Origin of the sequence: Paenibacillus aestuarii (assembly GCF_027789125.1) — a bacterium.
GTDB lineage: Bacteria > Bacillota > Bacilli > Paenibacillales > NBRC-103111 > Paenibacillus_E > Paenibacillus_E aestuarii.
The window spans coordinates 162,624-188,965 of the sequence record NZ_JAQFVF010000020.1 but is presented as its reverse complement, the minus strand read 5'-3'; the positions used below and the strand labels follow the sequence as shown (position 1 = coordinate 188,965).

21 protein-coding genes are annotated in these 26,342 nt (G+C 50.1%); all 21 read right to left on the bottom strand.

Annotation, left to right across the window (positions count from 1 at the left end):
* Positions 1 to 1,040: 1,040 nt before the first annotated feature.
* Entirely contained in the window at positions 1,041 to 1,496 is a 456-nt protein-coding gene (gene dut / locus O9139_RS06570; protein ID WP_270878659.1) for a dUTP diphosphatase, read from the bottom strand.
* Positions 1,483 to 2,739, bottom strand: coding sequence for a M16 family metallopeptidase (locus O9139_RS06565; protein ID WP_270878658.1), 1,257 nt, complete (start codon positions 2,737 to 2,739; stop codon positions 1,483 to 1,485). The genes dut and O9139_RS06565 overlap by 14 nt, the downstream gene beginning before the upstream one ends.
* A gap of 131 nt (positions 2,740 to 2,870) precedes the next feature.
* Positions 2,871 to 3,941, bottom strand: a complete 1,071-nt coding sequence (locus tag O9139_RS06560; protein ID WP_270878657.1) for a polysaccharide deacetylase family protein — start codon at positions 3,939 to 3,941, stop codon at positions 2,871 to 2,873.
* Positions 3,942 to 4,122: 181 nt separating this feature from the next.
* Entirely contained in the window at positions 4,123 to 6,225 is a 2,103-nt protein-coding gene (gene pnp, locus O9139_RS06555) for a polyribonucleotide nucleotidyltransferase (RefSeq protein WP_270878656.1), read from the bottom strand.
* A 242-nt stretch (positions 6,226 to 6,467) separates the two neighbouring features.
* Positions 6,468 to 6,737 (bottom strand): 30S ribosomal protein S15, encoded by a 270-nt coding sequence (rpsO, locus tag O9139_RS06550; RefSeq protein ID WP_270878655.1) that lies wholly within the window; start codon positions 6,735 to 6,737, stop codon positions 6,468 to 6,470.
* Between the two features lie 165 nt (positions 6,738 to 6,902).
* A complete protein-coding gene (locus tag O9139_RS06545; protein ID WP_270878654.1) occupies positions 6,903 to 7,847 on the bottom strand; it encodes a bifunctional riboflavin kinase/FAD synthetase in 945 nt (314 codons plus the stop codon).
* Between the two features lie 57 nt (positions 7,848 to 7,904).
* Positions 7,905 to 8,819: a tRNA pseudouridine(55) synthase TruB gene (gene truB / locus O9139_RS06540; RefSeq protein ID WP_270878653.1), complete on the bottom strand. Its 915-nt coding sequence runs from the start codon at positions 8,817 to 8,819 to the stop codon at positions 7,905 to 7,907.
* Positions 8,819 to 9,817, bottom strand: coding sequence for a DHH family phosphoesterase (locus O9139_RS06535; RefSeq protein ID WP_270878652.1), 999 nt, complete (start codon positions 9,815 to 9,817; stop codon positions 8,819 to 8,821). Before O9139_RS06535 ends, truB begins: the two co-directional genes overlap by 1 nt.
* On the bottom strand, positions 9,814 to 10,173 hold the full coding sequence (rbfA, locus tag O9139_RS06530) for a 30S ribosome-binding factor RbfA (protein ID WP_270878651.1): 360 nt from the start codon (positions 10,171 to 10,173) through the stop codon (positions 9,814 to 9,816). The genes O9139_RS06535 and rbfA overlap by 4 nt, the downstream gene beginning before the upstream one ends.
* A 6-nt stretch (positions 10,174 to 10,179) precedes the next feature.
* Positions 10,180 to 13,074, bottom strand: a complete 2,895-nt coding sequence (gene infB / locus O9139_RS06525; RefSeq protein ID WP_270878650.1) for a translation initiation factor IF-2 — start codon at positions 13,072 to 13,074, stop codon at positions 10,180 to 10,182.
* Entirely contained in the window at positions 13,064 to 13,399 is a 336-nt protein-coding gene (locus O9139_RS06520) for a YlxQ family RNA-binding protein (protein WP_377524119.1), read from the bottom strand. Before O9139_RS06520 ends, infB begins: the two co-directional genes overlap by 11 nt.
* On the bottom strand, positions 13,383 to 13,700 hold the full coding sequence (gene rnpM, locus O9139_RS06515; protein ID WP_270878649.1) for an RNase P modulator RnpM: 318 nt from the start codon (positions 13,698 to 13,700) through the stop codon (positions 13,383 to 13,385). The genes O9139_RS06520 and rnpM overlap by 17 nt, the downstream gene beginning before the upstream one ends.
* A 40-nt stretch (positions 13,701 to 13,740) precedes the next feature.
* Positions 13,741 to 14,838 carry a transcription termination factor NusA gene (nusA, locus tag O9139_RS06510; RefSeq protein WP_270878648.1) on the bottom strand — a complete coding sequence of 366 codons (1,098 nt, stop codon included), beginning with the start codon at positions 14,836 to 14,838 and terminating at the stop codon, positions 13,741 to 13,743.
* Positions 14,839 to 14,873: 35 nt separating this feature from the next.
* Complete coding sequence (rimP, locus tag O9139_RS06505) at positions 14,874 to 15,338, bottom strand: ribosome maturation factor RimP (RefSeq protein WP_270878647.1); 465 nt, start codon at positions 15,336 to 15,338, stop codon at positions 14,874 to 14,876.
* Between the two features lie 197 nt (positions 15,339 to 15,535).
* Positions 15,536 to 19,846 carry a PolC-type DNA polymerase III gene (locus tag O9139_RS06500; protein WP_270878646.1) on the bottom strand — a complete coding sequence of 1,437 codons (4,311 nt, stop codon included), beginning with the start codon at positions 19,844 to 19,846 and terminating at the stop codon, positions 15,536 to 15,538.
* 113 nt (positions 19,847 to 19,959) lie between these two features.
* Positions 19,960 to 21,408, bottom strand: coding sequence for a proline--tRNA ligase (proS, locus tag O9139_RS06495; protein ID WP_270878645.1), 1,449 nt, complete (start codon positions 21,406 to 21,408; stop codon positions 19,960 to 19,962).
* A gap of 60 nt (positions 21,409 to 21,468) precedes the next feature.
* Positions 21,469 to 22,728: an RIP metalloprotease RseP gene (rseP, locus tag O9139_RS06490; protein ID WP_270878644.1), complete on the bottom strand. Its 1,260-nt coding sequence runs from the start codon at positions 22,726 to 22,728 to the stop codon at positions 21,469 to 21,471.
* A gap of 193 nt (positions 22,729 to 22,921) precedes the next feature.
* Complete coding sequence (locus tag O9139_RS06485; RefSeq protein ID WP_270878643.1) at positions 22,922 to 24,070, bottom strand: 1-deoxy-D-xylulose-5-phosphate reductoisomerase; 1,149 nt, start codon at positions 24,068 to 24,070, stop codon at positions 22,922 to 22,924.
* A 23-nt stretch (positions 24,071 to 24,093) separates the two neighbouring features.
* Positions 24,094 to 24,888, bottom strand: a complete 795-nt coding sequence (locus O9139_RS06480; RefSeq protein WP_270878642.1) for a phosphatidate cytidylyltransferase — start codon at positions 24,886 to 24,888, stop codon at positions 24,094 to 24,096.
* A gap of 55 nt (positions 24,889 to 24,943) precedes the next feature.
* A complete protein-coding gene (locus tag O9139_RS06475; RefSeq protein WP_270878641.1) occupies positions 24,944 to 25,720 on the bottom strand; it encodes an isoprenyl transferase in 777 nt (258 codons plus the stop codon).
* Between the two features lie 65 nt (positions 25,721 to 25,785).
* The gene (frr, locus tag O9139_RS06470) at positions 25,786 to 26,340 is read right to left on the bottom strand and encodes a ribosome recycling factor (RefSeq protein WP_270878640.1); all 555 of its coding nucleotides are present in this window, start codon (positions 26,338 to 26,340) and stop codon (positions 25,786 to 25,788) included.
* Between the last annotated feature and the right edge of the window lie 2 nt (positions 26,341 to 26,342).

Genomic DNA, 26,342 nt, shown 5'->3' with positions numbered 1-26,342 from the left:
TGACTGACTTGTGGTGAGCGCGCTGCAGGTCGATTTTACCCAATTAGAGAGTGACTGACTTCTGGTGAGCGCGCTGCAGGTCGATTTTACCCAATAGAGAGTGACTGACTTCTGGTGAGCTCGCTGCAGGTCGATTTTATCCAATTAGAGAATGACTGACTTGTGGTGAGCTCGCTGCAGGTCGATTTTATCCAATTAGAGAGTGACTGACTTCTGGTGAGCGCGCTGCAGGTCGATTTTATCCAATTAGAGAATGACTGACTTCTGGTGAGCTCGCTGCAGGTCGATTTTACCCAATTAGAGAGTGACTGACTTCTGGTGAGCGCGCTGCAGGTCGATTTTATCCAATTAGAGAGTGACTGACTTCTGGTGAGCTCGCTGCAGGTCGATTTTACCCAATTAGAGAGTGACTGACTTCTGGTGAGCGCGCTGCAAGTCGATTTTATCCAATTAGAGAGTGACTGACTTGTGGTGAGCGCGCTGCAGGTCGATTTTATCCAATTAGAGAATGACTGACTTGTGGTGAGCGCGCTGCAGGTCGATTTTACCCAATTAGAGAGTGACTGACTTCTGGTGAGCGCGCTGCAGGTCGATTTTACCCAATTAGAGAGTGACTGACTTCTGGTGAGCGCGCTGCAGGTCGATTTTACCCAATTAGAGAGTGACTGACTTGTGGTGAGCGCGCTGCAGGTCGATTTTATCCAATTAGAGAGTGGCTGACTTGTGGGTGAGCGCGCTGCAGGTCGATTTTACCCAATGAGAGAGTGGCTGACTTGTAGTGAGCGTGCTGCAGGTCGATTTTACCCAATTAGAGCGGGGTAAACGGTAGTGTCGAGCAGAAAATGTGTCTGTAAGTGGGCAATTTCGGACTAGAGACGTCTAAGCTGCCGAGATGACCGCTGTAAGTGGGCATAAACCAATTAGAACAACTTGTGGCTCGAATGTGGCGACATAAGCACCCGCCACAAAAAAATGAGGGTGTCCCACAGCCAATATTTTGGCTTGTGGGACACCCTCTTTATCAAATAATGCCATACGGACTAACGTCCCGTATGTCCAAAACCGCCTGTGCCCCGCTCCGTCTCCGTCAGCTCAGTTACTTCGCTGAGCTGAATCGTAGGCACGAGCTGGAATACCATCTGCGCAATGCGCTCATTGCGCGCTACCGTGAACGGCTCCTGCCCGTGATTGATCAGGAGCACTTTCACCTCGCCGCGATAGTCGGCGTCAATGGTGCCCGGCGAATTCAGCGTGGTGATGCCGTGCTTGAACGCCAAGCCGCTGCGCGGGCGAATCTGCGCCTCCAGCTCTGGCGGCATGCTCAGCGCGAAGCCGGTTGGGATAAGCCGGCGCTCGCCCGGCTGCAGCACAACCGGTTCGCTGACGGCAGCATGCAGGTCGTAGCCGCTGGCGGCGGCGGACATTTTTTGCGGCAGGAGGACGTCCTCATTGCCGGGCATGCGTTTGATTTGTACGTCGTAACTATAGAGAGACAAGCTGATCCCTCCTGAAATCTTTCAATACGTCGTCGGAGTGGCCGACCATCGATAAAGCGAATGGTGCCGAGAAGAGCGTCTTGGTCAAGGCGCGTACATGCTCCATTTGCACACTTTCGATGCGCGCAATCATTTCGTCCAGGCTGTAATGCTTGCCGGTCATCAGCTCATTTTTACCTAAACGATTCATGCGGCTTCCCGTACTTTCCAAACTTAAGATCAAGCTGCCTTTCAGCTGTTCTTTGCCTTTCTTCAGCTCGTTATCCGTCATGCCTTTCACGGCAATGTCATGCAGCAGCTCCAGCGTTACTTTCAACACTTCATCTGTCTGCTTCGGCGCCGTTCCTGTATAGATCGTGAACATACCGCTGTCGATATGCGAGGAGTGGTAGGAGTATACGGAATACGCCAACCCTCTTTTCTCACGGATTTCCTGGAACAGTCTGGAGCTCATGCCCCCACCGATTGCGTTGTTGAGCAAAACCATCGGATACAAGTTATCCTCTTGCAGGGAAAGACCCGGCAGGGAGAGACAAATATGATTCTGTTCGGTTTTCTTCGCGTGGAAGATGAGGTCCCCAAGGAAGTCTGGTGCGTCATATTCCGTTTCCGCTCCGGATTGAACGAAGTTGCCGAAATGCTGCTCAATCAGCGCTTTCACGCTATCGTCAATATTGCCGGCGATGCTGAGCACTGTATTTTCCGTATTGTAAAAATGCTTCATATAATTACGCAAATCATCAGGCTTCATCTTAGACAAATTGTCCTGCGTGCCCAAGATTGTGTAGCCTAACGCATGCGTGCCATAAGCCGCTTTGGCCACCAAATCGTGTACGAGATCGTCCGGTGTATCTTCATACATCGAAATTTCTTCGTAGATCACGTTCTTTTCTTTTTCCATTTCGCCTTCATCAAAGGTGGAATTGAAAAACATATCCGCAAGCACGTCCATCGCTAGTGGCAAATGCTCATCCAGCACTTTGGCGTAATAGCAAGTGTACTCTTTGGACGTAAAGGCGTTCACATTGCCGCCGATGCCGTCAAAAATCTCGGCAATATCTTTCGCCGTATGGCGTTCTGTGCCCTTAAAGAGCATATGTTCTATAAAATGAGAAATACCGTTATTATCCAGCTTCTCATTGCGTGAGCCGGTCTTCACCCAAATGCCGAAAGATACCGAGCGGCAGGTTGGGATTTGTTCCATGACGACTCTTAAACCATTATGTAAGCGGTATTTGATCACCAGGGTTCCTCCTCGATTGTTACGCCAAAATGTCTATTCCCCATATATACTTCATTAGTCTAACAAAAATGTTCGTCTGACACAAACAAGTTGTTACCCACAGATTTCCATTTCACACAAATCCGCTTGCCTTACGGCATCATCATGCTCGTATCCGGGACGCGATTCGAAGATAGCAGCTCGCTGACCGTACCCAGCGTCAAGCCTTTATTCTTGATCACTTTGATCATCCCGCCCAGCGCTTGGCTGGAAGATGCCGTCGGATGCATCAGGATCAAGGTACCGGGTTCGATGTTTCGGGATAGGCGCTCGATGATGCGGTCGGCACCGGGATTTCTCCAATCGATCGTATCAAACGTCCACAGCACCGTTCTGAGCTTGAAATCCGCGGCAACACGGACCGTTTCTTCGTTGAAATAGCCCGATGGCGGCGCAAACAGCGTATTGTTCACACCTAGTTGCTGCTTGAGCAGATCTTCCGTCTTGGAAATTTCTTCAACCGCTTTGGACCGGCTAATGCTCCGCATGTCCTTATGCGAATAAGCATGATTCGAGAGCTCATGTCCTTCGCGTTGAATCAGTTTCGCCGTCTCCACGTTCTTTTTCAGCCAACTGCCGTCGAAGAAAAAGGTGGCATGCACATTCTCCTTGCGCAGCGTCTCCAGAATGCGCGGCAAATACTCATTGCCCCAGGCGACATTGATCATGATGGACGCCATCGGCTTTTTCGGGTTGCCCTTATAGATCGGGCTTGGCCCCAAGTCATCGAGCTGGATCGCAGGCGGAACTTCTTTCATAATGTAATGAATTTTGCCTGGGGTAAAATGATGCTCGGCCAACTTCAGCGTTTCGTCAATGTCCACCTCTAACCCGTTATATCCGGGAATTGCTTTCCACACTGGATCCATCTTCGCATTGATCGGAGCTATCCTCCGCTTGGCCGCCTCCGCTTTAATAATATCCAAGAGACGATTGCGGCTGACTTGGATCCCTTCTTCGGACTTGGTCTGCACCGAGGCCATCGCCATAACTGGCATCGCCTCCGCCTCATCCACTTCCAAGCTCGGGTCATTGTCCTCAAAGCTCGGCAGATCTCCTGATTTTACCGCTTGTATATAAGTTCCAATGTCAGGGACAGCCTGGATGGCGAACAGCACGATTGCAAAAACGCCTCCAAGCAGCAGCCATCTTTTGACTTGCATGCGTTGTTCCTCCCAAGGTCTTTGACTAGTGGATGTAAAAAACCATCACTAGCATAAGTTTTCCTTATTTTCTGATCGTATGCAGAGGAGGACAAGGTTAGAACAACACAAAAAAAGAGACAGATTGATCTGACTCTTTATCCGGACTTGATGAAGTTGTGACTTCGCAAGTCACACGGCTTTAAGTTTGGGCCGGGACTTGCGGAGTTAAGGTTGCTTTGCGCGAAAGGTTTACTCTGCCTTGCTGGTCGATCTCGGTTACTTTGACCGTAATTTGGTCACCGACATTTACCACATCTTCCACCTTAGCGACACGTTCAGTCGAAAGCTGGGAAATGTGAACCAGACCTTCTTTACCAGGAAGAATTTCAACAAAGGCGCCGAATTTCTCTACGCGTTTGACTGTACCGAGGTAAGTTTCGCCAACTACGACTTCACGCACGATGCCTTCGATAATGGAACGTGCCTTCTCGTTCATCTCTTGGTTCGAGGAAGCGATGTAGACGCGGCCATCTTGCTCGATATCGATTTTTACGCCGGTTTCTTCAATAATTTTATTGATAATTTTACCGCCAGCACCGATAACGTCACGGATTTTATCCGGATTGATTTGCATCGTAATAATTTTAGGCGCATAGGGAGAAAGGGATTTCTTCGGCTCGTCAATTCGTGACAGCATTTTGTTCAAGATATGCATACGTCCTTCTTTGGCTTGCTCCAAAGACTGCTGCAAAATATTGCGGTCGATGCCGTCGATTTTGATATCCATTTGCAGTGCCGTAACGCCCTTGGCTGTTCCTGCAACTTTAAAGTCCATGTCGCCGAGGTGATCTTCCATCCCTTGAATATCCGACAGGATAGAGAAGTGATCGCCATCTTTGATCAAGCCCATCGCGATACCGGCTACAGGTGCTTTGATCGGTACGCCCGCATCCATCAGCGCAAGTGTACTCGCACAGATACTCGCTTGCGACGTAGATCCGTTGGATTCCAACACTTCTGATACAAGGCGGATGGTATAAGGGAAATCCGTTTCGTTCGGAATGATCGGCTCAAGCGCGCGCTCGCCTAATGCCCCGTGACCGATTTCGCGGCGGCCTGGAGGACGAAGCGGTCTTGCTTCACCAACAGAGAACGGCGGGAAGTTGTAGTGATGCATGAAGCGCTTAGTTTCGGTTAAATCCAAGCCATCCAGAATTTGTACATCGCCAAGCGCACCGAGTGTACATATGCTTAAAGCTTGCGTTTGACCGCGTGTGAACAATCCAGATCCGTGTGTACGAGGCAGGAGCGTGATGTCGCACTCGATTGGACGGATTTCTTCTAATTTACGGCCATCTGGTCTAACTTTGTCGTGCGTAATGAGACGGCGTACTTCTTCTTTGACAATATCGTACAGCGTTTCTTTCACATCATCCATCGCATCAGGCGTGTCCGCGTAAACTTCAGTGAAATGCGCAACCGCTTCGGCATTGACAGCGTCGATCGCTTCTTGACGGGCGTGCTTCTCAGGAATTTTAATCGCTTCCACCAAACGCGCTTGTGCGAACTCGCGAACGGCCTGGCTCACAGCCGCGTCAACTGCATGCAGCTTCACTTCCATCTTCGGCTTGCCCGCTTGCGCGACCAGCTCTTCAATGACAGCGACAATTTTGCGGATTTCGTCGTGACCGTACATGATCGCTTCGAGCATGACTTCCTCTGGCACTTCATTCGCACCGGCTTCAACCATCATGATGGCGTCTTTCGTACCGGCTACAGTCAAATGAATGTCGCTCTTCTCGGCTTGCTCAGTCGTCGGGTTGATCACGAACTGACCATCTACCCGACCGACGATTACGCCACCGATTGGTCCGTTAAACGGAACATCAGAAATCGCAAGCGCAGCGGAAGTACCGATCATCGAGGCAATCTCCGGGGAACATTCCTGATCCACGCTCATGACGATCGAGACGATTTGCACATCGTTACGGAAGCCTTCCGGGAACAACGGGCGAATCGGACGGTCTGTCAGACGGCTGGCCAGGATCGCTTTTTCACTGGGACGGCCTTCACGTTTGATAAATCCACCAGGGATTTTACCGACCGAGTATAATCTTTCTTCATAGTTGACAGTTAACGGGAAAAAATCCAGGTCCTTCGGCTCGCTGGATGCCGTTACTGTACAAAGAACAACGGTATCGCCATAGCGGGCTGTTACCGCTGCGTTGGCTTGCTTAGCAAGTCGGCCTGTTTCAAGAATGAACGGGCGGCCGCCAAGTTCCATTTGTACTCTTTTCTCCATAAGATCCTCCTTAAACGTTTTCATCATAGTCAAACTTACAAGGTAAGCTGCTATTACCCATTGATAAAGGGATTATTTGCTATGTATTCTTGTCTTGCTGTCTTCCTCTATTTCTGCGTAATGACTAGTATTTCCTTCTTTTGCAGTTTTAAAATACACGAAAAAGCAACCACGTTGCCGCACTTCGCTTTAGCTTATTCAGCTCAGCAAAGGAGCAACAGGTTGCTTCTTAGGTGTCGGTTTTATCGACGCAAGCCAAGCTTCTCAATCAAAGCACTGTAACGGCTCACATCTTTGTTCTTCAGGTATGTCAGCAGCTTACGGCGTTGTCCAACCATTTTAAGCAAACCACGGCGGGAATGATGATCTTTCTTGTGTGTCCGCAAATGATCTGTCAGGTTAACAATGTTTTCCGTAAGGATAGCGATTTGTACCTCTGGAGAACCCGTGTCGGTATCGTGTACCTTGTGAGTTTGGATCAGTTGAGTTTTGCGCTCTTGTGTTAATGCCATCCTAGGTCACCTCCTGTATCGTAATATCCCCTGTAGCCGAGATCACGCCGGTGATAGCGCGGTTCCAAGCTAAGGTTTAGCGCCAAAAAAATATTATTTTTTGACAACGTTAGTTAGTATAGCATAGGTGCTAGGCAGAAGTAAATGCCTGTTTGCAACTAGCGGTTAAATTTCCGACAATCTCGCGCGCGCCGCATCCGAATCGAGCTTGATTTGTGTAATCAGCGCATCAATGGACGTAAATTTGCGCTCTTCCCGTAAGAAAGCGACTAACTCTACGGTCATTGTCTCGCCATAGATTTGCTGAGAGAAATCAAAGAGATGGGCTTCGAGCGACGGCTTCAGCTCGCCGGTTTTGAACGTCGGCTTCACGCCGATATTCATAACACCTCTATAGCTTTCCCCATTTACTGTCGCTTTAACCGCATACACCCCATGAATCGGAACGACATAAGGCTCATCCAATTGGATATTCGCTGTCGGAAACCCGATCGTGCGGCCCCGCTTGTCGCCATCGACAACCGTTCCTCTCAGGCTGTAGGTGCGGCCGAGAAGCCGTGTGACCGTGTCGAGGTCGCCGCTCTGTAACGACTCGCGGATGAGCGTGCTGCTGACTTTTTCCCCATTCATCTGAAACGGCCTTACGACCTCCACGGTAAACTTGCCATGACTCAGCTCGCACAACGTATCTGGTGTGCCTTTGCCTTGAAAGCCGAATGTAAAGTCAAAGCCGCAAACAACGCTTTCCACCCCGAGCTTGTCCAGCACATGGTCGACAAAATGCTCCGGTGTCAAGCGCATAAGCGAAGCATCAAATGTGACGATATAAACGTGGTCGACACCTAAGCTGGAGAAGATCTCCATCTTGCGCTCCCGCGGGGTCAGCAGCTCCGTGTACTTGTCCTGGCCCATGATGGCCCTTGGATGAGGGTCAAACGTCATAATGGCAGAGGGCAGTCCAAGGTGCTTTGCCGTTTGTACCGCCCGGCCGATCACTTCACGGTGTCCCATATGAACGCCATCGAAGTCACCGATCGCGACCACCTGCTTGCCGATGTAAAGGGAGTTCTGCTCCACATCGATCGGATATGTTATTGGAAATATTTGCATATAAGTTCATTTCACCTACCTATTTCGACCTGTCCAGTAAGAAGAATAAATAAGCGTTTAGAGGAAAACTTTTGCTGGCGACAGGCTGCGGCTTGCACCGTTCCATTCAAAAAGACCTAAAAACTTGTCATCCGCCGAATATGCGCGGAGTAAGGCATCAGCGGCGCCAATCTGTTCAGCACGCTGTGCATCCAACTTCAGCCGCTTTCCCTGCAAAGCATGGACTGCTTCTACGCTATCAAGCCGAACAGCCGGAATATGGCTGATTGCTTGATCCATAGGGATCATATGCGCCTGTAGGGTGCCATCTTGCTTCAACTGTTCGATTTGTTCGAATGTCAGGCACTGCTCCTTACGCAGATTGCCCGTAGATGTGCGGATTAAGCTTTTCATCACTGCCGGATAGCCCAGCGCTTTGCCGATATCAACGCACAAGGTACGGATGTAAGTGCCCTTGGAGCAAGTAACGCAGAAATGAATTTCCGGCTGCGGCGCTTCCAAGTTCATGTCCAGGATGTCCAGTTCATGGATCGTGACCTTACGGCTTTTGCGCTCAATCTCTTTGCCTTCTCGCGCCAGCTCGTAGAGCCGCTTGCCATCCACTTTAACAGCCGAGAACATCGGCGGCACTTGTTCGATTTCACCAATGAACGAAGCTAAGGCCTTGCGTACCTGCGCTTCGGTCAGAGAAACATCGCCGACTTCCGCTAGAACGGTTCCCGTCATGTCCTCTGTATCCGTGGACAGGCCAATTCGCAGCACCGCTTCGTACTGTTTGGGAAGTTCCTGGATGTATTCCACCATCCGGGTCGCCCGTCCGACACATAGCGGCAGAACCCCCGTAACTTGCGGATCCAAAGTGCCTGTGTGGCCAATACGTTTGATTCCCAAAATCCGTCTTACTTTTGCCACCACATCATGTGAAGTAAAGCCTTCAGGCTTCCATACGGGTAAAATGCCTTCAAGCGTCATTAGAGTGTCTTCCCTACTTCCTGAACCATACTAGCTACGGCCTCTTCCAGAGTGCCGTGTACCGTACAACCTGAGGCACGCACGTGTCCGCCGCCGCCCAACGATTGAGCAATTTGCGCGACATCCACTTTGCCGGCCGAGCGCAGGCTCACCTTGATGACGCCTGGCGTCTTCTCCTTGAACAGCATGCCGACTTCAACGCCTTCGATATTGCGCGGATAATTGACGAGTCCGTCCAGATCTTCACTGGTGGCCCCGGTGGATTCCAGATCCGCTAACGACACGGCGATCCATGCCAGCTTGCGATCGTGAGCGAAAGCGAGCGTCGACAACGCTTTTTGCAGCAGCACAGTCTGAGCATATGTCAATCGCTCCAACACTTGCTCGGCAATGTCGGAACCTTGTACGCCAAGCTTCAGCAGCGTCGCACCGATCTGCATCACTTCCGGCGTCGTGCTGGAGTAGCGGAAGCCGCCCGTGTCTGTCAGCAGACCCGTATAGATACAATCCGCGAACGCCAAATCCGGTGTCAGCATCATGTGCATCGCCAAATCATAAAGAATCTGCACCGTAGCTGCAGCATCATCCTTGATCAAATGGCATGTGCCGAAGCGATCATTCGTCGGATGATGATCAATATTGAGCAGCTGAACCTGCTCATCAAAAAGAGTGCTGATCTTACCCATTCTGGAAAAATCAGCACAATCCACACTTATAATGGCCCGAAAAACCCGATTCGGGGTCCCCTGGCTATAATTCACGATCTGACCGCTTCCAGATAAAAAGGAAAACTTAGAGGGCATAGCCCCTTCGTTAATCATTGTGAATGATTTCCCAAGCTGGCTCAAAATCCAGCCGGTAGCATATGTAGAACTGGCGGCATCTCCATCCGGTTGGATGTGAGATACCACCAAGAAATCATCATGCTGCTCGATAAACTTCGCAGCCGCTTCGAGCTGCTGCACGTATTCGGGTGCATGGTTCATTCCATTGTTCATACGTTCGGATTTCCTTCCTGATTCAGCTGGTGCAACAGGTTGTCAATCCGGCTGCCATAATCGATCGATGCATCAAATTTGAATTGAAGCTCAGGAATCTTCCGCAAGCGAATGCGCTTGCCGAGCTCAGAACGAATGTAGCCGGCACCGGCAGACAGCGCCTTTAAAGTCGCTGCCTTTTCTTCTTCGGTACCCATGACACTCAGGTACACCCGTGCCAATGATAAGTCGTTCGTCACATCAACGCCGGTAACCGTCAAAAAACCGATACGCGGATCTTTCAATTCTGACTGCACAATCTGGCTTAGTTCTTTCTTAATTTGCTCGCCGACTCGCCCTACGCGAACTCTTGCCATCTGTTATCACCTCTCAACGGTTTCCATGATGAAGGCTTCAATAACGTCCCCTTCTTTAATATCATGATAACGCTCCAGAGATATACCACATTCGTAACCTTGTGCAACTTCTTTGGCATCATCTTTGAATCGTTTCAAGGAATCGATTTTGCCCTCGTACACGACGATGCCGCCGCGGACTAAGCGAGCTTGCGCATTACGCACAATTTTGCCGTTGGTTATCATACAGCCTGCAATCGTACCGGCGCCCGTAATTTTGAATACGTTACGCACTTCAGCACTGCCAAGAGCCACTTCTTTGAAGACTGGATCCAGCATGCCTTTCATCGCTTGCTCGATTTCTTCGATAACGTTGTAGATAATGTTGTGCAAACGGATATCTACTTTTTCTTGATCTGCTGTCGTTTTCGCAGCTGGCTCAGGGCGAACGTTAAAGCCGATGATAATGGCGTTGGAAGCCGAAGCGAGAATAATATCGGACTCCGTGATCGCGCCTACGCCGATATGAAGTGTCTTAACGCGCACGCCTTCGACTTCAATTTTCTCCAGGGAGCTCTTCAAAGCTTCAACGGAACCTTGAACGTCCCCTTTGATAATAACGTTCAGATCCTTAATTTCACCATCTTTAATATGCTTAAAGAGGTCATCCAGTGTCACGCGCGAGTTCGCTGTCATCTCGGATTGACGAAGTGCTGTTGCACGGCGTTCCGCGATATCTCTAGCTTTGCGCTCGTCTTCATAAGCAAGGAACGGATCGCCGGCTTGCGGAACTTCGGTCAAACCAGTGATTTCGACCGGTGTCGAAGGACCCGCTTCTTTGAGACGTTTGCCCTTGTCGTTGACCATCGCACGTACACGGCCGAAGTTAACGCCTGCCACGAAGCTGTCGCCAACTTTCAGCGTACCGTGCTGGATCAAGATTCTCGCAACCGGACCGCGGCCTTTGTCGAGTTCAGCTTCGATAACTGTTCCTCTAGCACGCTTGTTCGGATTTGCTTTGTATTCTTGAACTTCAGCAACAAGCAGAATCATTTCCAGCAAGTTTTCCAGACCGATGCGCTGCTTCGCGGAAATTTCGCAGAAGATCGTATCGCCGCCCCATTCCTCTGGAACGAGTTCATAAGCGGTCATCGCTTGCTTGATTTGATCAGGGTTTGCGCCCTCTTTATCAATTTTATTCACCGCAACGATGATTGGCACATTAGCTGCTTTCGCATGGTTAATAGCTTCCACGGTTTGCGGCATGATACCGTCATCTGCTGCAACGACGATAATGGTAATATCTGTTACCTGAGCACCGCGGGCACGCATCGTTGTGAACGCTTCGTGACCAGGCGTATCCAGGAACGTAATTTTCTTTTGATTTACTTCAACTTGATAAGCACCAATGTGCTGCGTGATGCCGCCTGCTTCGCCTTCGGTTACGTTCGTCGAACGGATGGCATCCAGAAGTGTTGTTTTACCGTGGTCAACGTGACCCATGATGGTAACGACTGGCGGACGCTCAAGCAGATCAGCCTCATCATCCACTTCTTCGATCGTTTCAAAGTTATCTTCTTCCACTTTGATCTTCACTTCAACTTCAACGCCGAATTCGCTGGAGATCAATTGAATCGCATCCAGGTCAAGCTCTTGGTTGATGGTTGCCATCGTACCCAAGAACAACAGCTTCTTGATCACTTCGGAAGCATCTTTGTGGAGCAATTTCGCAGTTTCGCCTACTGTCATTGTGCCGCGCACGATGATTTTCTTCGGCGTATTGTCGATTTTTTCCTTTTTGACAGTCTCTTGTTGATATCTGCCTCTTGCATTGCCGCGTTGACCACCAGGGCCGCGCTTGCCTTTATTATCGTCAAAACGATTTGGCGTCGGTTTTGTTTTCTTTTGCGTTTTCACACCGGCTCTTGCTGCCGCTTCATCCAGCTCTGCTGCCGAAGCGCCCACGTGGAACTGCGGCTTCGCTTCTTGAATAACCGGTCTGCCGCTTTGGTTGCGGTTATCGAATGGACGGTTAGGACGGTTGTTGCCTGCGCTGCTGCGGTTAGCGCCGCCTTGCGGACGACCGCTGTTCGCGCTTGGGCTAGATGCCATTTGCCCTCCGGATGAACCGCCTGGACGGGGACCGGAATTGTTGCCGCTACGGTTGCCGCCTTGGCCCTGTCCGCCTTGACCGCCGGGACGCGAGTTGTAGCCACCGCCACCGGATTGGTTCGGGCGCTGGTCATTGGAACGGTACGGTGGTCTGTCACCGGAACGTTGACCTTGACCGCCTTGGCCGCTGCCGCCTTGGCCGCTAGGACGTTGTCCTTGGTAGCCTTGACGCTGGCCTTGACCGCCTTGGCCGCCGCCACTGCCTTGACCGCCGGAACGTTGGCCTTGGTAACCGCCTTGACCGCCGGAGCTGCCTTGACTGCTTGGACGATGCCCTTGACCGCCGGAGCGCTGATCGCGACCTGGTTGCGGACGGCTTGCTACATATTGATCATCCGAGCGTCTAGGCGATTGCGATTGCGATTGCGATTGTCCTTGCGCAGATGTTTGATTGCTTGCTTGGGCGCTTTGGCCGCTTGTTGTTTGCTCTGGGGCAGCAGGCTTCGAAGCCGGTGCTGCAGCATTTTTATTCTCCTGTGCAGGAGCCTGCGATGCAGGTTTCTGATTCGTCGTTGTTGAACTCACATTGCCTCCGTCCGTGGCTGCTCTCTTGGCAGCCGCATTTGCTTTTATATCACGAAAAAACTTTTCTACTTTATCTACCGCATCATTTTCCATTACGCTCATATGGTTATTCACTGGAATATTTAAACGTTTGAGTATCGTAATGATTTCTTTACTGCTCATATTCAGCGATTTGGCGTATTCATACACGCGGGTTTTGTCTTTATTGTCTTGTTTATTTGTCAATCATCTTCACCTCCGCAGGATTTTCCTGACACTTCTGCAGCATCTGCGCGAAGCCTCCGTCCAATACACCCAGAATAACACGCATCTCTTTGCCGATGCTGCTTCCGAGCTCGTATTTCGTACCCAGCTCCATCAGCGGAACGCTGTAAAACGAGCATTTATCTTGAAATTTTTTACGCGTATTGTCCGAAGCGTCCTCCGCCATAATGACAAGCTTCGCTTCGCCCGAACGAATCGCCTTAAAGACGCCTTCGTCACCGGAAACCAGCTTACCTGCCCGCATTGCCAAACCCAATTGAGACATAAATTTATTCTTCATCATCATCCGACTCCTCATCCTTCGAGGCGAGGAACTCGTCTTCGACGCGAATAAAATCTTGCTCTAATTGATCATATATATCGGCGCTTACGGCATGCTTCAGCGCCCGATCCAGCGCCTTGCTCTTCTTAGCCAGCTTAAAACAGGAAACTTTGCCGCACAGGTAGGCGCCACGCCCGGACTTCTTCCCTTTCAAGTCGATGAGAATTTCGTCCTCAGGCGTTTTGACGACGCGGATCAATTCCCTCTTCGGCATCATCTCCTGGCAGGCCACGCATTTTCTCAGAGGGATTTTTCTCTGCTTCATATAAGGTCACCCCTTGCCTAGGCAAATTGCTAGTTGCTAATTAATCAATGCTTACGGAGTCTTGGTGCATTTCTTCAGTGAGAGTTTTTGGGCGGCCATACTCTTGTTCGGCCTGTGTTTCACTCTTGATATCGATCTTCCAGCCGGTCAATTTCGCGGCTAAGCGAGCATTCTGGCCTTTGATGCCGATCGCCAGCGACAGCTGGTAATCTGGCACGATGACGCGCGCCATTTTCTCATTCTCATGCACTTGAACTTCAAGCACTTTGGAAGGGCTAAGCGCATTGGCCACATACTCTTCCACACTTTCCATCCAACGCACGATATCGATCTTCTCTCCGCGCAGCTCGCTTACGATCGTCTGTACGCGCAAGCCCTTCGGACCAACGCAGGAGCCGACCGGATCCACTTCCGGATTGCGGGAGTGAACGGCGATTTTGGAGCGGAATCCCGCTTCACGGGCGACAGAACGAATTTCGACTACCCCATCGAAAATTTCCGGTACTTCCAGCTCGAACAAACGTTTGAGCAAACCTGGATGTGTCCGGGAAAGAATAATTTGCGGCCCTTTGGTCGTATTTTCCACTTTGGTGATAAACGCTTTAATCCGGTCCAAGTGTTTGAATTTATCCGTCGGCATGAGCTCAGTCAGCGGCAGAACCGCTTCTACCTTGCCGAGATCGACATAAATGTTACGCTGATCTTGACGCTGCAGAATACCTGTAACGATATCCTCTTCTTTGTCAATAAAAGCGTTGTAAATCAACCCGCGCTCCGCTTCGCGGATACGCTGCGTAACGACTTGCTTCGCCGTTTGGGCAGCAATACGGCCGAAGTCGCGAGGTGTAACCTCAATCTCGACGATATCGTCCATTTGGTAGTTAGGGTTAATTTCACGAGCGGCATGGAGCGAAATCTCCAATCGCGGATCCAGCACATCCTCCGTGACCGTCTTGCGCGCATACACCCTGATCAGACCTGTTTGACGGTTGATGTCCACTCGTACGTTTTGAGCCGTATTAAAATTGCGCTTATAACTCGAAATCATCGCCGCCTCGATCGCATCAATCAGCAGCTCCTTAGAGATACCTTTCTCACGTTCAATTTCCGACAGCGCTTCGATAAAATCCATGTTCATTTGAACCGAGTTCCCCCTTTCAATAAGTAACGATGCTAAAAGACGATGGCCAACCGGGCGCTGGCCACTTTCGCAAACGGGATTGTGCTTCTCTTCTTGCCTGCTTCGACAACAAGCTCCTCGCCGTCAAAAGAAAGCAGCTTGCCCTCAAACTCTTTGGAACCGTCAATCGGCTCATAGGTAGTGACAAATACGTGACTGCCCACAGCTTTGTGGTAGTCCTGCAGCTTTTTCAATGGGCGCTCTGCGCCAGGTGAGGACACTTCGAGGAAGTAGGCATCCGCAATCGGATCTTTCTCATCCAGCTTCGCGCTCAAGTATTCGCTGATTCGGCCGCAATCATCTATATCAATGCCGCCTTCTTTGTCTGCATAGACGCGAAGGAACCAGTTGCTGCCTTCTTTGACGTATTCGATATCCACGAGTTCAAATCCATTTTGTTCAATGTAATCTTTCAGCATGTCCTCAATGACGGATTTGATGTGTGCTTGTGTAACCACGGATTGGTATGCCCTCCTAAAGTGAACTTCTCACTGTGAAAAGTCCTATATCAAAATGTAAAGAGTGGGTTTCCCCACTCTTTAATCACAAGATGATATCCTCATTATTGCCAAGAAAAATTATACCATAACCATTCTTGCCATTACAATAGCAAACTTGTAAATGATTTTCACTTGACAGTCCATTGCAGCATCACCTAAAACAGGGACAACTGATTCGTCTCCGGCAACCCGCGGAAACAGCCCATGGAAGCAAGCAGCTCGATAACGGTCTTCGACGCCTTGGAACGGTTCTGGAAATCCTCGATGGACAAGAAATCGCCATCCTCTTTGGCAGCCGCGATATTCTTCGCCGCGCTCTCGCCGATACCCGGCATAGCCGCGAACGGAGGGATCAGCGAATCGCCTTCGATTTTGAACCTGGTCGCATCGGAACGATACAGATCGATCGGCTTAAAGCTAAAGCCGCGGGATGTCATCTCAAGCGCCATCTCCAAGATGGAGATCATCGCCTTCTCCTTCGGCAGCGCCTGGAAGCCTTTCTCCTCGATTTCGATCAGCCGCTTCAGGATCGCGTCATAGCCCTGGCACAGCAGTTCCAGATCGAAGTCCGCCGCACGAACGCTGAAGTAAGTCGCATAGTACGCGATCGGATAATACACCTTGAAATAGGCGGTCCTTACCGCGGAAATAACGTATGCGGCCGCGTGCGCCTTAGGGAACATGTATTCGATGCGTTCGCAGGACTCGATGTACCAAGCAGGGACGTTGCAGCGCTTCATCTCTTCCTTCCACTCGTCGGTCAAGCCTTTCCCTTTACGAACGCTCTCGGTAATCTTAAACGCAAGACCGGCATCCATGCCTGCTTTGTAAATCAGGTACAGCATGATATCGTCACGGCAGCCGATAACGGTTTTAATGTTGCAAATCCCTTTCTTGATCAGCTCTTGCGCATTCCCGAGCCATACGCCGGTTCCGTGTGAAAGACCGGAAATTTGCAGCAAGTCAGCAAACGAGCTCGGCTGCGTCTCCTGCAGCATTTGACGCACGAACTTCGTGCCCATCTCGGGAACCCCGTATGTCGCGACCGGCGTTCGAATTTGCTCAGGTGATACCCCGATCGCCTCCGTGGAGTTAAAGATGCTCATCGCCTTCGGATCATTCATCGGAATGGTCGTCGGATCAACCTCGGTGAGGTCCTGGAGCATCCGCATCATGGTCGGGTCGTCGTGTCCGAGAATATCGAGCTTGAGCAAATTGGCATCGAATGCGTGATAGTCAAAATGCGTCGTCTTCCATTCTGCGTTCTGATCGTCCGCTGGATATTGCACTGGCGTGATGTCATCGACTTCCATATAGTCAGGGACGACGACAATACCGCCTGGATGCTGACCGGTGCTACGCTTCACTCCTGTACAGCCTGAAGCGAGCCGGTTCAGCTCGGCGCCGCGCCACTTATACCCGTACTCCTCTTCGTATTTCTTTACGAAGCCGAAGGCTGTCTTCTCCGCGACCGTACCGATCGTTCCCGCACGGAATACGCTCTTCTCCCCAAACAGTACTTTCGTATAGTTATGGGCAACCGGCTGATACTCACCCGAGAAGTTCAAGTCGATATCGGGGACCTTGTCCCCTTTAAAGCCCAGGAACGTTTCGAACGGAATATCGTGGCCGTCCCCTTTCATATTTACCCCGCAGTTCGGGCACACTTTATTCGGCAAATCGAAACCGCTCGGCACACTGCCGTCGAGGAACCATTCGCTCGTTTTGCACGAATAGCATAAATAGTGCGGCGGCAGCGGGTTAACCTCAGAGATGCCAAGCATCATCGCGACGACGGATGAGCCGACGGATCCCCGCGAACCGACGAGGTAGCCGTCCTCGTTGGACTTTTTGACCAGACGTTCCGAAATCAAATAGTTGGCGGAGAAGCCGTATTTAATGATCGGAACGAGCTCTTTCTCCAAGCGGGCGGTCACCACCTCAGGCAGCTCATCGCCGTATAAACTCTTGGCTGTCTCATAGCAAGTGTTGCGGATTTCATCGTCGGCACCCTCGATAACAGGGGTGAACAGTTGATCTGGGAAAAGCTGGATTTCCTCAAAGCGGTCGGCAAGCTCATTCGTGTTGCGCACAACGACCTCGTGCGCTTTCTCTTCGCCGAGAAACTTGAACTCCTCCAGCATTTCTTTGGTCGTGCGGAAGTGGGCGTCCGGCTTCTTCATATCTTTGAGCGGACTGAAGCCCGTGATGCCGTGGATCGTAATATCCCGGCACATCTTCTCGCGCGGGTGTAAGTAATGCGCATTGCCTGTCGCGATAACCGGCTTGCCGGTTTTATAACCGATCTCACAAACTTTGCGGACGGCCTGTTCCAAGTCCTCTTTGCTGCCGACAAGCCCTTTATCCACAAGGTGCATGTTATAGCTAACGGGTTGTATTTCCAAAATATCGTAAAACTCAGAAACCTGCTCAGCCTCTTCCAACGATTTATTCAGCACCGCTTCGAAAAACTCGCCCTTCTCACAACCGGATGTGACTAGCAAGCCTTCGCGATGCGCGACAAGAACGCTCTTCGGAATCGTAGCGACACGGTTAAAATATTGCGTATGCGAAATCGAAATAAGTTGAAATAAGTTCTTTTTGCCGATGGCATTTTGCGCATAGATACAGCAATGGAACGGTCGCTGATTGGATAAGTCTTTACCGATATAATCATTCAATTTGGCTAAACTCATAATTTGCCGGTCATACGCTTCATTAATCAAATTATAGAGCACGAAACCCAAGGCAATCGAGTCGTCGATCGCGCGGTGATGGTTGTCCAGGCTGACTTTGAATTTATCCGATAACGTATTCAAGCGGTGATTTTTCATCGCAGGGAATAGGAATCTTGCCAGTTCCAACGTATCCAGCACCGAATTCGTCACTTCCGGCAGCCCCATGCGCTTCAAGTTCGCTTGCAAAAACCCCATATCGAATCGGGCATTGTGCGCGACAAGCACGGCATCGCCGACGAAATCGATGAATTTAGGCAGCTCTTGCTCAATATCCGGCGCATCTTTGACCATATCATCATTAATATTGGTCAATTGCTGAATATTGTAAGGAATTTTCTCATGCGGATTGATGAACGTAGCGAAACGGTCGATTTCCTTGCCATCTTGCATTTTCACGCCGGCAAGCTCGATAATCTTGTTGTTCGTCACGGATAAGCCCGTCGTCTCGACGTCAAAAATCACATATGTTGCCGATTTCATATCAATATCGCGCGGATTCATCACCATCGGCACCGAATCGTTGACTACATTGGCTTCCAGCCCGTAGATCACTTTAATCCCGTTCTTTTTGGCCGCTTTGCCAGCCTCAGGGAAGCATTGGATGTTGCTGTGATCCGTGATGGCGATCGCCTTATGCCCCCATTTGGCGGCCGTCTTAATATATTGATCAACCGGCGTCAACGCATCCATCGTACTCATAGCCGTATGAAGGTGAAACTCTACACGTTTCTCTACGGCATCGTCCATGCGGTCTTTCGGCGCCATCACCTCGACCAGGTCGTTCGGAATCATGACCAGCTCTGGCACTTGCATAAAACGGTCATATTCGACCTTACCGCGCGCTTTAATCCACGTGCCGTTGGCGAGCAAGCTCATGATCTTCACATCGTCCTTGGTTTTAGCAAAAACTTTCATCGACATGGAATCGGAGAAGTCCGTTAAGTTAAAAGTAAATAATGTGCTGCCGTTACGCAGCTCTTTCACGTCGAGGCCAAAGACCGTTCCCTGCACGGTAACCTTCTTCTCTTCTTCCCGGATGTCTTTCAGCGGAACAGGAGGCTCTTTGATCTCGTAGCCCATCATCAGCTTGAGCTCGCCTTCCGGCAGTTCAGAGGTTTCCTCTTCCTCGGCAATCGACATCATGATCTCTTGCGTAACGTTTCGCTCCTGCTCAGCGCGCTGCTGCGCAAACTTCTCGTACTCCGCTTCAACCTCGCTGGTGGAGCTGACGGCATATTTCACCGTTAATTCGATTTGAAAAAAATGATGATAAAAATTGCGGATGAACATATCGATGTTCTTCTTCTTCGCCAGATCCAGCCCGATTTGATCCAGCATGATGAGTGTCAAGGAATGCCCTTGCACCTCGATTCGCGCTTTCATCATCCAGCCGTTGATTGCTGCCGCCTCGCGCTGCAGCCATTCCAGGAAGAGACTCCAATACTCTTCAACGACCGCGGATGCCTCCGCCTGCTCAAAGCGCCAAATAAAGCGAGCTTTCGCGATGTGGGCGAACTTCTCTTGAATCATTTTACAAAAAGAACGGTATATGTTCTGTGGCACCAATTCATTTTTTACCAAATAAAAGGTCCAGTCGCGATTTTTTCGGCTAATTTCAACTTGATCGATGTACCCTTCCGCAAAAAATGACCGAATGATGTCGGCCGGAATCTCTGCCTGCTGCATCAAGAGCTCAAAGCGATTCCGTTTGTCAGCCAAGTTACTCATGAACATCCTCCCCGTAAAGATTACATTGCCTCAAACTTCTTACCTAAATAATACAAGGGCAAAGGAGATGGTGCATTCCGTTTGCCCTTATGTTTACTTATATGTGGTCTTGCTTAGTAGCTGCGGCCGAAAACAACCGTGTGCTTCGCTGCGTCACCGCAAACAAGGCATGTCGACTTCGTAACCTCAGGTTGGAACGGAATGTTGCGGCTCGTTGCGCCGGTTTCTTCCTTCACTTGCGATTCACAAGCATTAGAACCGCACCATCCTGCTAAAGCAAATCCGCGCTTGCCTTCGAGGAAGGTTTTGAACTCATCCAACGTATCGACAGCAACGAAGTGCTCATCGCGGAATGTCTTCGCTTTATCATACATCTGCTGATGAATCTCAGCAAGTAAATTTTGCACTTCTTCGACAAAATTCGCTTGAGCCACAACTTTTTTCTCGCCGGTTACACGGGATACAAGCACAACTTGTCCATTTTCCATGTCACGAGGACCTAGTTCAACGCGGATCGGTACACCGCGCATTTCGTACTCATTGAACTTCCAGCCTGGGCTTTGATCAGCGCGGTCATCCACTTTCACGCGAACGCCTGCTTGCTTCAGCTGTGCATACAGCTCGTCCACGCGTGAAATGACTTGCTCTCTCGTTTTTGGCGGGCCGATTGGAATCATCACCACTTGTGTCGGTGCTACTTTCGGCGGCAGGGCAAGACCACGGTCGTCACCGTGCACCATGATCAGAGCACCGATGAGACGCGTGCTGACGCCCCAGGAAGTCGTATGAGCGAATTGATGCTGGTTCTCACGGTCAAGGAACTTAATGTCGAAAGCAACCGCAAAGTTCGTCCCCAAATAATGGGAAGTACCCGCTTGTACCGCTTTGCCGTCTTTCATCATCGCCTCGATAGAGTACGTATCGACAGCGCCGGCGAACTTCTCGGATGGCGTTTTTTGGCCGACAATAACCGGAATCGCCAGGAAGTTCTCGGCAAAATCACGGTACACTTCGAGCATTTGCATCGTTTCACGGCGTGCATCCTGCTCGTCTTCGTGCGCCGTATGGCCTTCCTGCCACAAGAACTCGCTTGTCCGCAGGAACGGCTGCGTCCGCTTCTCCCAGCGCACAACGTTCGCCCATTGGTTAATCAACAGCGGCAGATCACGATAGGAGTTAATCCACTCTGAGTACATATGACCAATCATCGTCTCGGAAGTCGGGCGAATCGCCAAACGCTCCTCAAGCTTTTCTCCGCCTGCTTCGGTTACCCATGGCAGCTCGGGATTGAAGCCTTCCACGTGCTCTTTTTCCTTCTGGAAAAAGCTCTCAGGAATGAAAAGCGGGAAATAGGCGTTGCGATGACCTGTTTCCTTAAATCTGCTGTCCAGCTCACGTTGGATGTTCTCCCAGATTTCATAGCCGTCCGGCTTGAACACGATACATCCGCGCACAGGCGAGTAGCTCATCAAGTCCGCTTTTTTAATTACATCTATGTACCAGCGGGAGAAATCTTCTCCCTGAGGTGTAATTTCTTTAACAAACTGCTTATCGTTCGACATACCGTCCTCCTAAGAGCTTCTTGTAAAATACTAACTTCGTAAGCCTTAACTCTCCATGTACTAGCCTTTGATTAATCGTAAAATATCGTTGTACGTAACCGCCACCATCAACAGCATCAGCAGTGCAAAGCCGATGAAGTGCACCATGCTCTCACGGTTCGGATCAATTGGTTTGCCGCGCAGCGCTTCCAGCCCCATAAAGAGCAGACGGCTGCCATCCAGCGCCGGGATCGGCAGCAGATTGAAAATCCCCAAATACAAGCTCAGCGTAGCTGCCCAGGAAATCAAATACGTCATGCCCAGCTTGGCAAATTCCGCCGATACTTGCGCCGTCCGGACTGGTCCGCCTAAGTCGTCAAGCTTAAACTGCAGCATGACCAGCTTCTGCAAGCCCGTAACAATGCCGATCGTTGTGCCCACCACTTGCTGGTACGTGCCCGTGATCACTTCGCCGAACGACGCGTTTCTCCGGTCACCGGAGATGACAACACCCAGCTTGCCCGTACCGTTCTCCATCTCTGGGGTCACTTGCAGCGTCAACGGATTGCCGCCGCGGTCCACGACCCATGTCATCGGTTTGCCGGCAGATTGCTGAATCGCCGTGACCAGCTTCTCCCGGTCATCGCCGATTGGATGATTATCAATAGACATGATAATATCGCCTTTGTGCAATCCGGCTTTCTCTCCAGCCTTACCCGCAATAACGGAGTCGAGCTTCACATTCGTAAGCACACCGGACATGATGACCACGATTAGGAACAGCACGATCGCCAGAACAAAGTTCATGACAGGACCCATCACGATCGAGAGCGCGCGCTGGCCTACAGACTTGCTGCCAAACTGCCTGTCATAAGGGGCAATTTGCGTCTCGACGCCTTTACTCACCATCATTGCCTGACGGTCGACCGGATACGTCACACGCTCACCGTCAACGTCCAACGAGAGGGATAAGCTTTTTTCCAAATCAATGTGTTCGACAACCCCGATAATAACATTGGAGCGCCGATCCAATTGATCCATGTATAAATATGTAACTTCATTCGCTTTGTTTAATTGTACGGCAATCGTTTGCCCAGGGTTGACTTGAACGATCTCCGGGTCTTCGCCGGCCATCCGCACAAAACCGCCTATCGGCAAAATCCGCAGTGTATAGCGAGTCTCGCCCTTTTTATATGAAAACAACTTCGGACCGAAGCCAATCGCGAACTCCCTCACCAGAATACCCGCCCGCTTGGCAAAGTAAAAATGTCCCCACTCATGTATCGTCACCAATACGAAAAACAACAAAATCACTTTCAATGCAACTTCTATAGCTGACAAGTCGTAGTTCCTCCTTCAAGCTTAGCATGTACTTAGATTACCATTATTGAAGGACCGAATACAAGCTGTCCCCTATTAGCACAGTATACGATATTTAAGGGGTATTTAGACTCTCAAAGGCAGTAGTTCTTTGCGATTATGAGCGAAAAAAGAGCTGAGCCAACCTTGCATGCTGACCTTAGCTCTCCTTTCGTTAAAATCGGATCGCGGCGGCAAATGCTCTAGCCCATGCATCTTGCTCCTCAATCAATGCCAGATTGGGGTTTGCAAACGACTCATGCTTCTGCAACGCGCCTTCGATCACTTGTTCAATTTGTAAGAAAGTAATTTCACCTTTAAGGAAACGGGCAACCGCAACTTCGTTCGCCGCATTGTAGACCGTAGGCGTTGTACCGCCTTGACGCCCGCTCTCGAACGCCATGCGCAGGCATGGGTACCGCTCATAGTCCATCTCTCTGAAGTGCAGCTTGCCGATCGCCGCCAGTTTCAACGGAATTGTCGGTGTCTGAAATCTGTCCGGGTACGTTAGCGCATATTGAATCGGGACTCTCATGTCAGGGTTGCCCAATTGCGCCATGACACTGCGATCGACGAACTCTACCATGGAATGGATTACACTCTCCGGATGAATCAGCACTTCAATCTGATCATACGGGAGGTCGAATAACCATCTGGCCTCGATCACTTCCAACCCTTTATTGACCATCGTCGCGGAATCAATAGTGATCTTGGCGCCCATCGACCAGTTCGGATGCGCAAGCGCTTGCTCCACAGTGACGCCGACCAGCTCTTCCCGCGTACGATCACGGAATGAACCGCCGGACGCTGTAATGATCAGTTTGGCAACTTCGGCGCGCTTCTCGCCGTTTAAGCACTGGAAGATGGCGGAATGTTCACTATCCACAGGCAGCAGCGCTACGCCCTTCGTTCTCGCCGCTTCCGTGACGATATGACCTGCGCTAACGAGCGTTTCTTTGTTAGCCAAGCCGATTTGTTTGCCTGCTTCGATGGCTGCCAGTGTCGGCTTTAGACCTTGACTGCCGACTAGTGCGGTAACGAGCAGTTCTGCTTCGGTCGACGCCGCAACCTCCAAGAGCCCCTCTTCCCCATAGTAAACCTTGGTTTGGCTAGGGACATGAAGCGCAACTTCAGCGGCTAGTTCCTTCGTCGCGACCGAAACAATCTTCGGTTGAAATTGTTTGGCCTGTTCGATAAGCAACTTACTGTTATATCCGCCGGAAATCGCTTCAACTTGAAAACGTTCCGGAGCATTGGCGACGATATCTAACGTTTGCGTTCCGATGGATCCGGTTGAACCCAGAATCGCGATGCGTTTTGTCATAGTACACCTCGTTCAGTCTGCGTTTAGTGGGGAATAAATCCTAGCCAATGAATAAAAGGAAATACGATTAGCCAGCTATCCACCCGATCTAAGACGCCTCCATGTCCTGGCAGCAGCGTTCCTGTATCTTTAATGCCTTTCACCCGCTTATAAGCAGATTGTATCAAATCACCGATTTGACCGACGATTGCAATCGAGATGCCAAGTAAAAGTGCGGTTTGAATAGGCAGCAATTCAGGTGCATACCAGGAAAAGAGCAGTGCAGCAAGCATCGAAATGACGATTCCGCCAACTGCGCCTTCAATCGACTTTTTCGGGCTGATTTGCGGCCATAGTGGATGTTTGCCAACCATGGATCCGACAAAATAAGCGCCCGAATCTGTTGCCCAAATGCATACAAAGATAAGGATTGTCCAGAACAATCCATGATCCGGAATTCGCGTCGAGATCATATAATAAAATCCAAGCCCAATATAGATAGCGCCAAGCAAAATAAGCGCAACTTGGTCAATGGTGATTTTGTTCTTAGATGCAACCGTGATAAACAGGAGGACGAACATGGCTAGCCAAATGATGGCCGTCGTATTGACAGGTAATGTTATACCCAGCATATCCCATGGGACAGCTAGCAGAAGCAGAGCTACCAATCCGACGAAAGAGGATAATTTATGAGATGTGAATCCGTTCATTTGAATATATTCCCGGTACCCGATGACCGAGAGCAGCACAATTAAGCCGGCATACCAATACCCGCCAAGCACTAGTAAGGTAAGGAAAACAATACCGGCTATCACGCCTGTGACAATCCTCTGCTTCAAAGCAAACTCCTCCTAAATAAAACAAACGAAAATATCTTCGTCGCAGATCCAGCGGTTAAATACCGCCATACCTTCTTGCGCGGCGTTGATATTCGGCGATAGCTTGCATAAATAATGCTTCTGTAAATTCTGGCCAGTAGGCTTCGGTGAACCAAAGCTCGGAATAAGCAAGCTGCCAAAGTAAAAAATTGCTGAGGCGCAGCTCGCCGCTCGTCCGGATTAATAAATCCGGATCAGGCAGATCGGATGTCAGCATGTACTTGGAAAAGCGGGCCTCATCCAACTCATCAGCTTGCAGGACGCCATTTTGCACATCGCGGATAATATCATGCACGCCTGCGATCATTTCTTTGCGGCCGCCGTAATTCAAAGCGAAATTAAGGATGAGTCCGGTGTTGTCCTTCGTGCGCTCAATGGCGTCTTCAATCGCCTTCAACGTGTAATCCGGCAAGCCTTCTTTCCATCCCGTCATCCGTATCCGAACATTATTCTCTATAAGTTCTTCGATTTCCAGTGGAAAAAACTCCTGAGGAAGCTTCATCAAGAATTCGACTTCTTCCTTCGGCCTTTTCCAGTTTTCCGTCGAAAAAGCGTACATAGTCAGCACTTTGACGCCGATGTCGTTTGCAGCCATCGTAATTTTTTTCACATTTTTCATACCGGAATGATGTCCGGCTACTCGAGGTAACCCTCGTTGCTTTGCCCAGCGTCCGTTGCCGTCCATGATAATTGCCACATGAGCAGGCACGTTTGCCAAATCAATGTCAGGAATATTAGAAGTCGAATCTTCTTTGGCTGCATTTCCTAACCATTTCTTTAACGGTTTGAGCATTGTCGTTCCTCCCTGGATAAGGAAAGCTGAAAAACCCCCAGTAAATTCCTAGGGGCATATCTAATTTAAACTTCCATAATCTCTTTTTCTTTAGCAGCTAGCACTTTTTCAACTTCAGCAACGAATTTGTCTGTAAACTTCTGAATATCTTCTTGATGTTTACGGGATTCATCTTCGGAGATCCCTGCTTTTTCGAGCTTCTTGATCTCATCATTGGCATCGCGGCGGATGTTGCGGATGGCAACTTTGGCTTCCTCACCGAACTTTTTGGTCATTTTGACCAGTTCGTTACGGCGCTCTTCCGTTAATGCCGGGATCACGATACGAATAACTGTTCCATCATTCGAAGGCGTCAAACCCAAATCAGATTTCATGATCGCTTTCTCAATCGCGCTCATGGAGCTTTTGTCCCATGGCTGAATGATCAAGGAACGGGAATCTGGTGTCGACAGATTAGCAAGCTGATTCACTGGCGTCATTGCACCGTAATACTCAACTTGTACGCGATCCAGCAGCGATGGTGTAGCGCGACCTGCACGCAGCGTGCTCAAATCTCTTTTTAATGCGCCAATGGCTTTATCCATACGCTCTTCAGCGTTCTTTTTAATCGTTTGTGGCATCG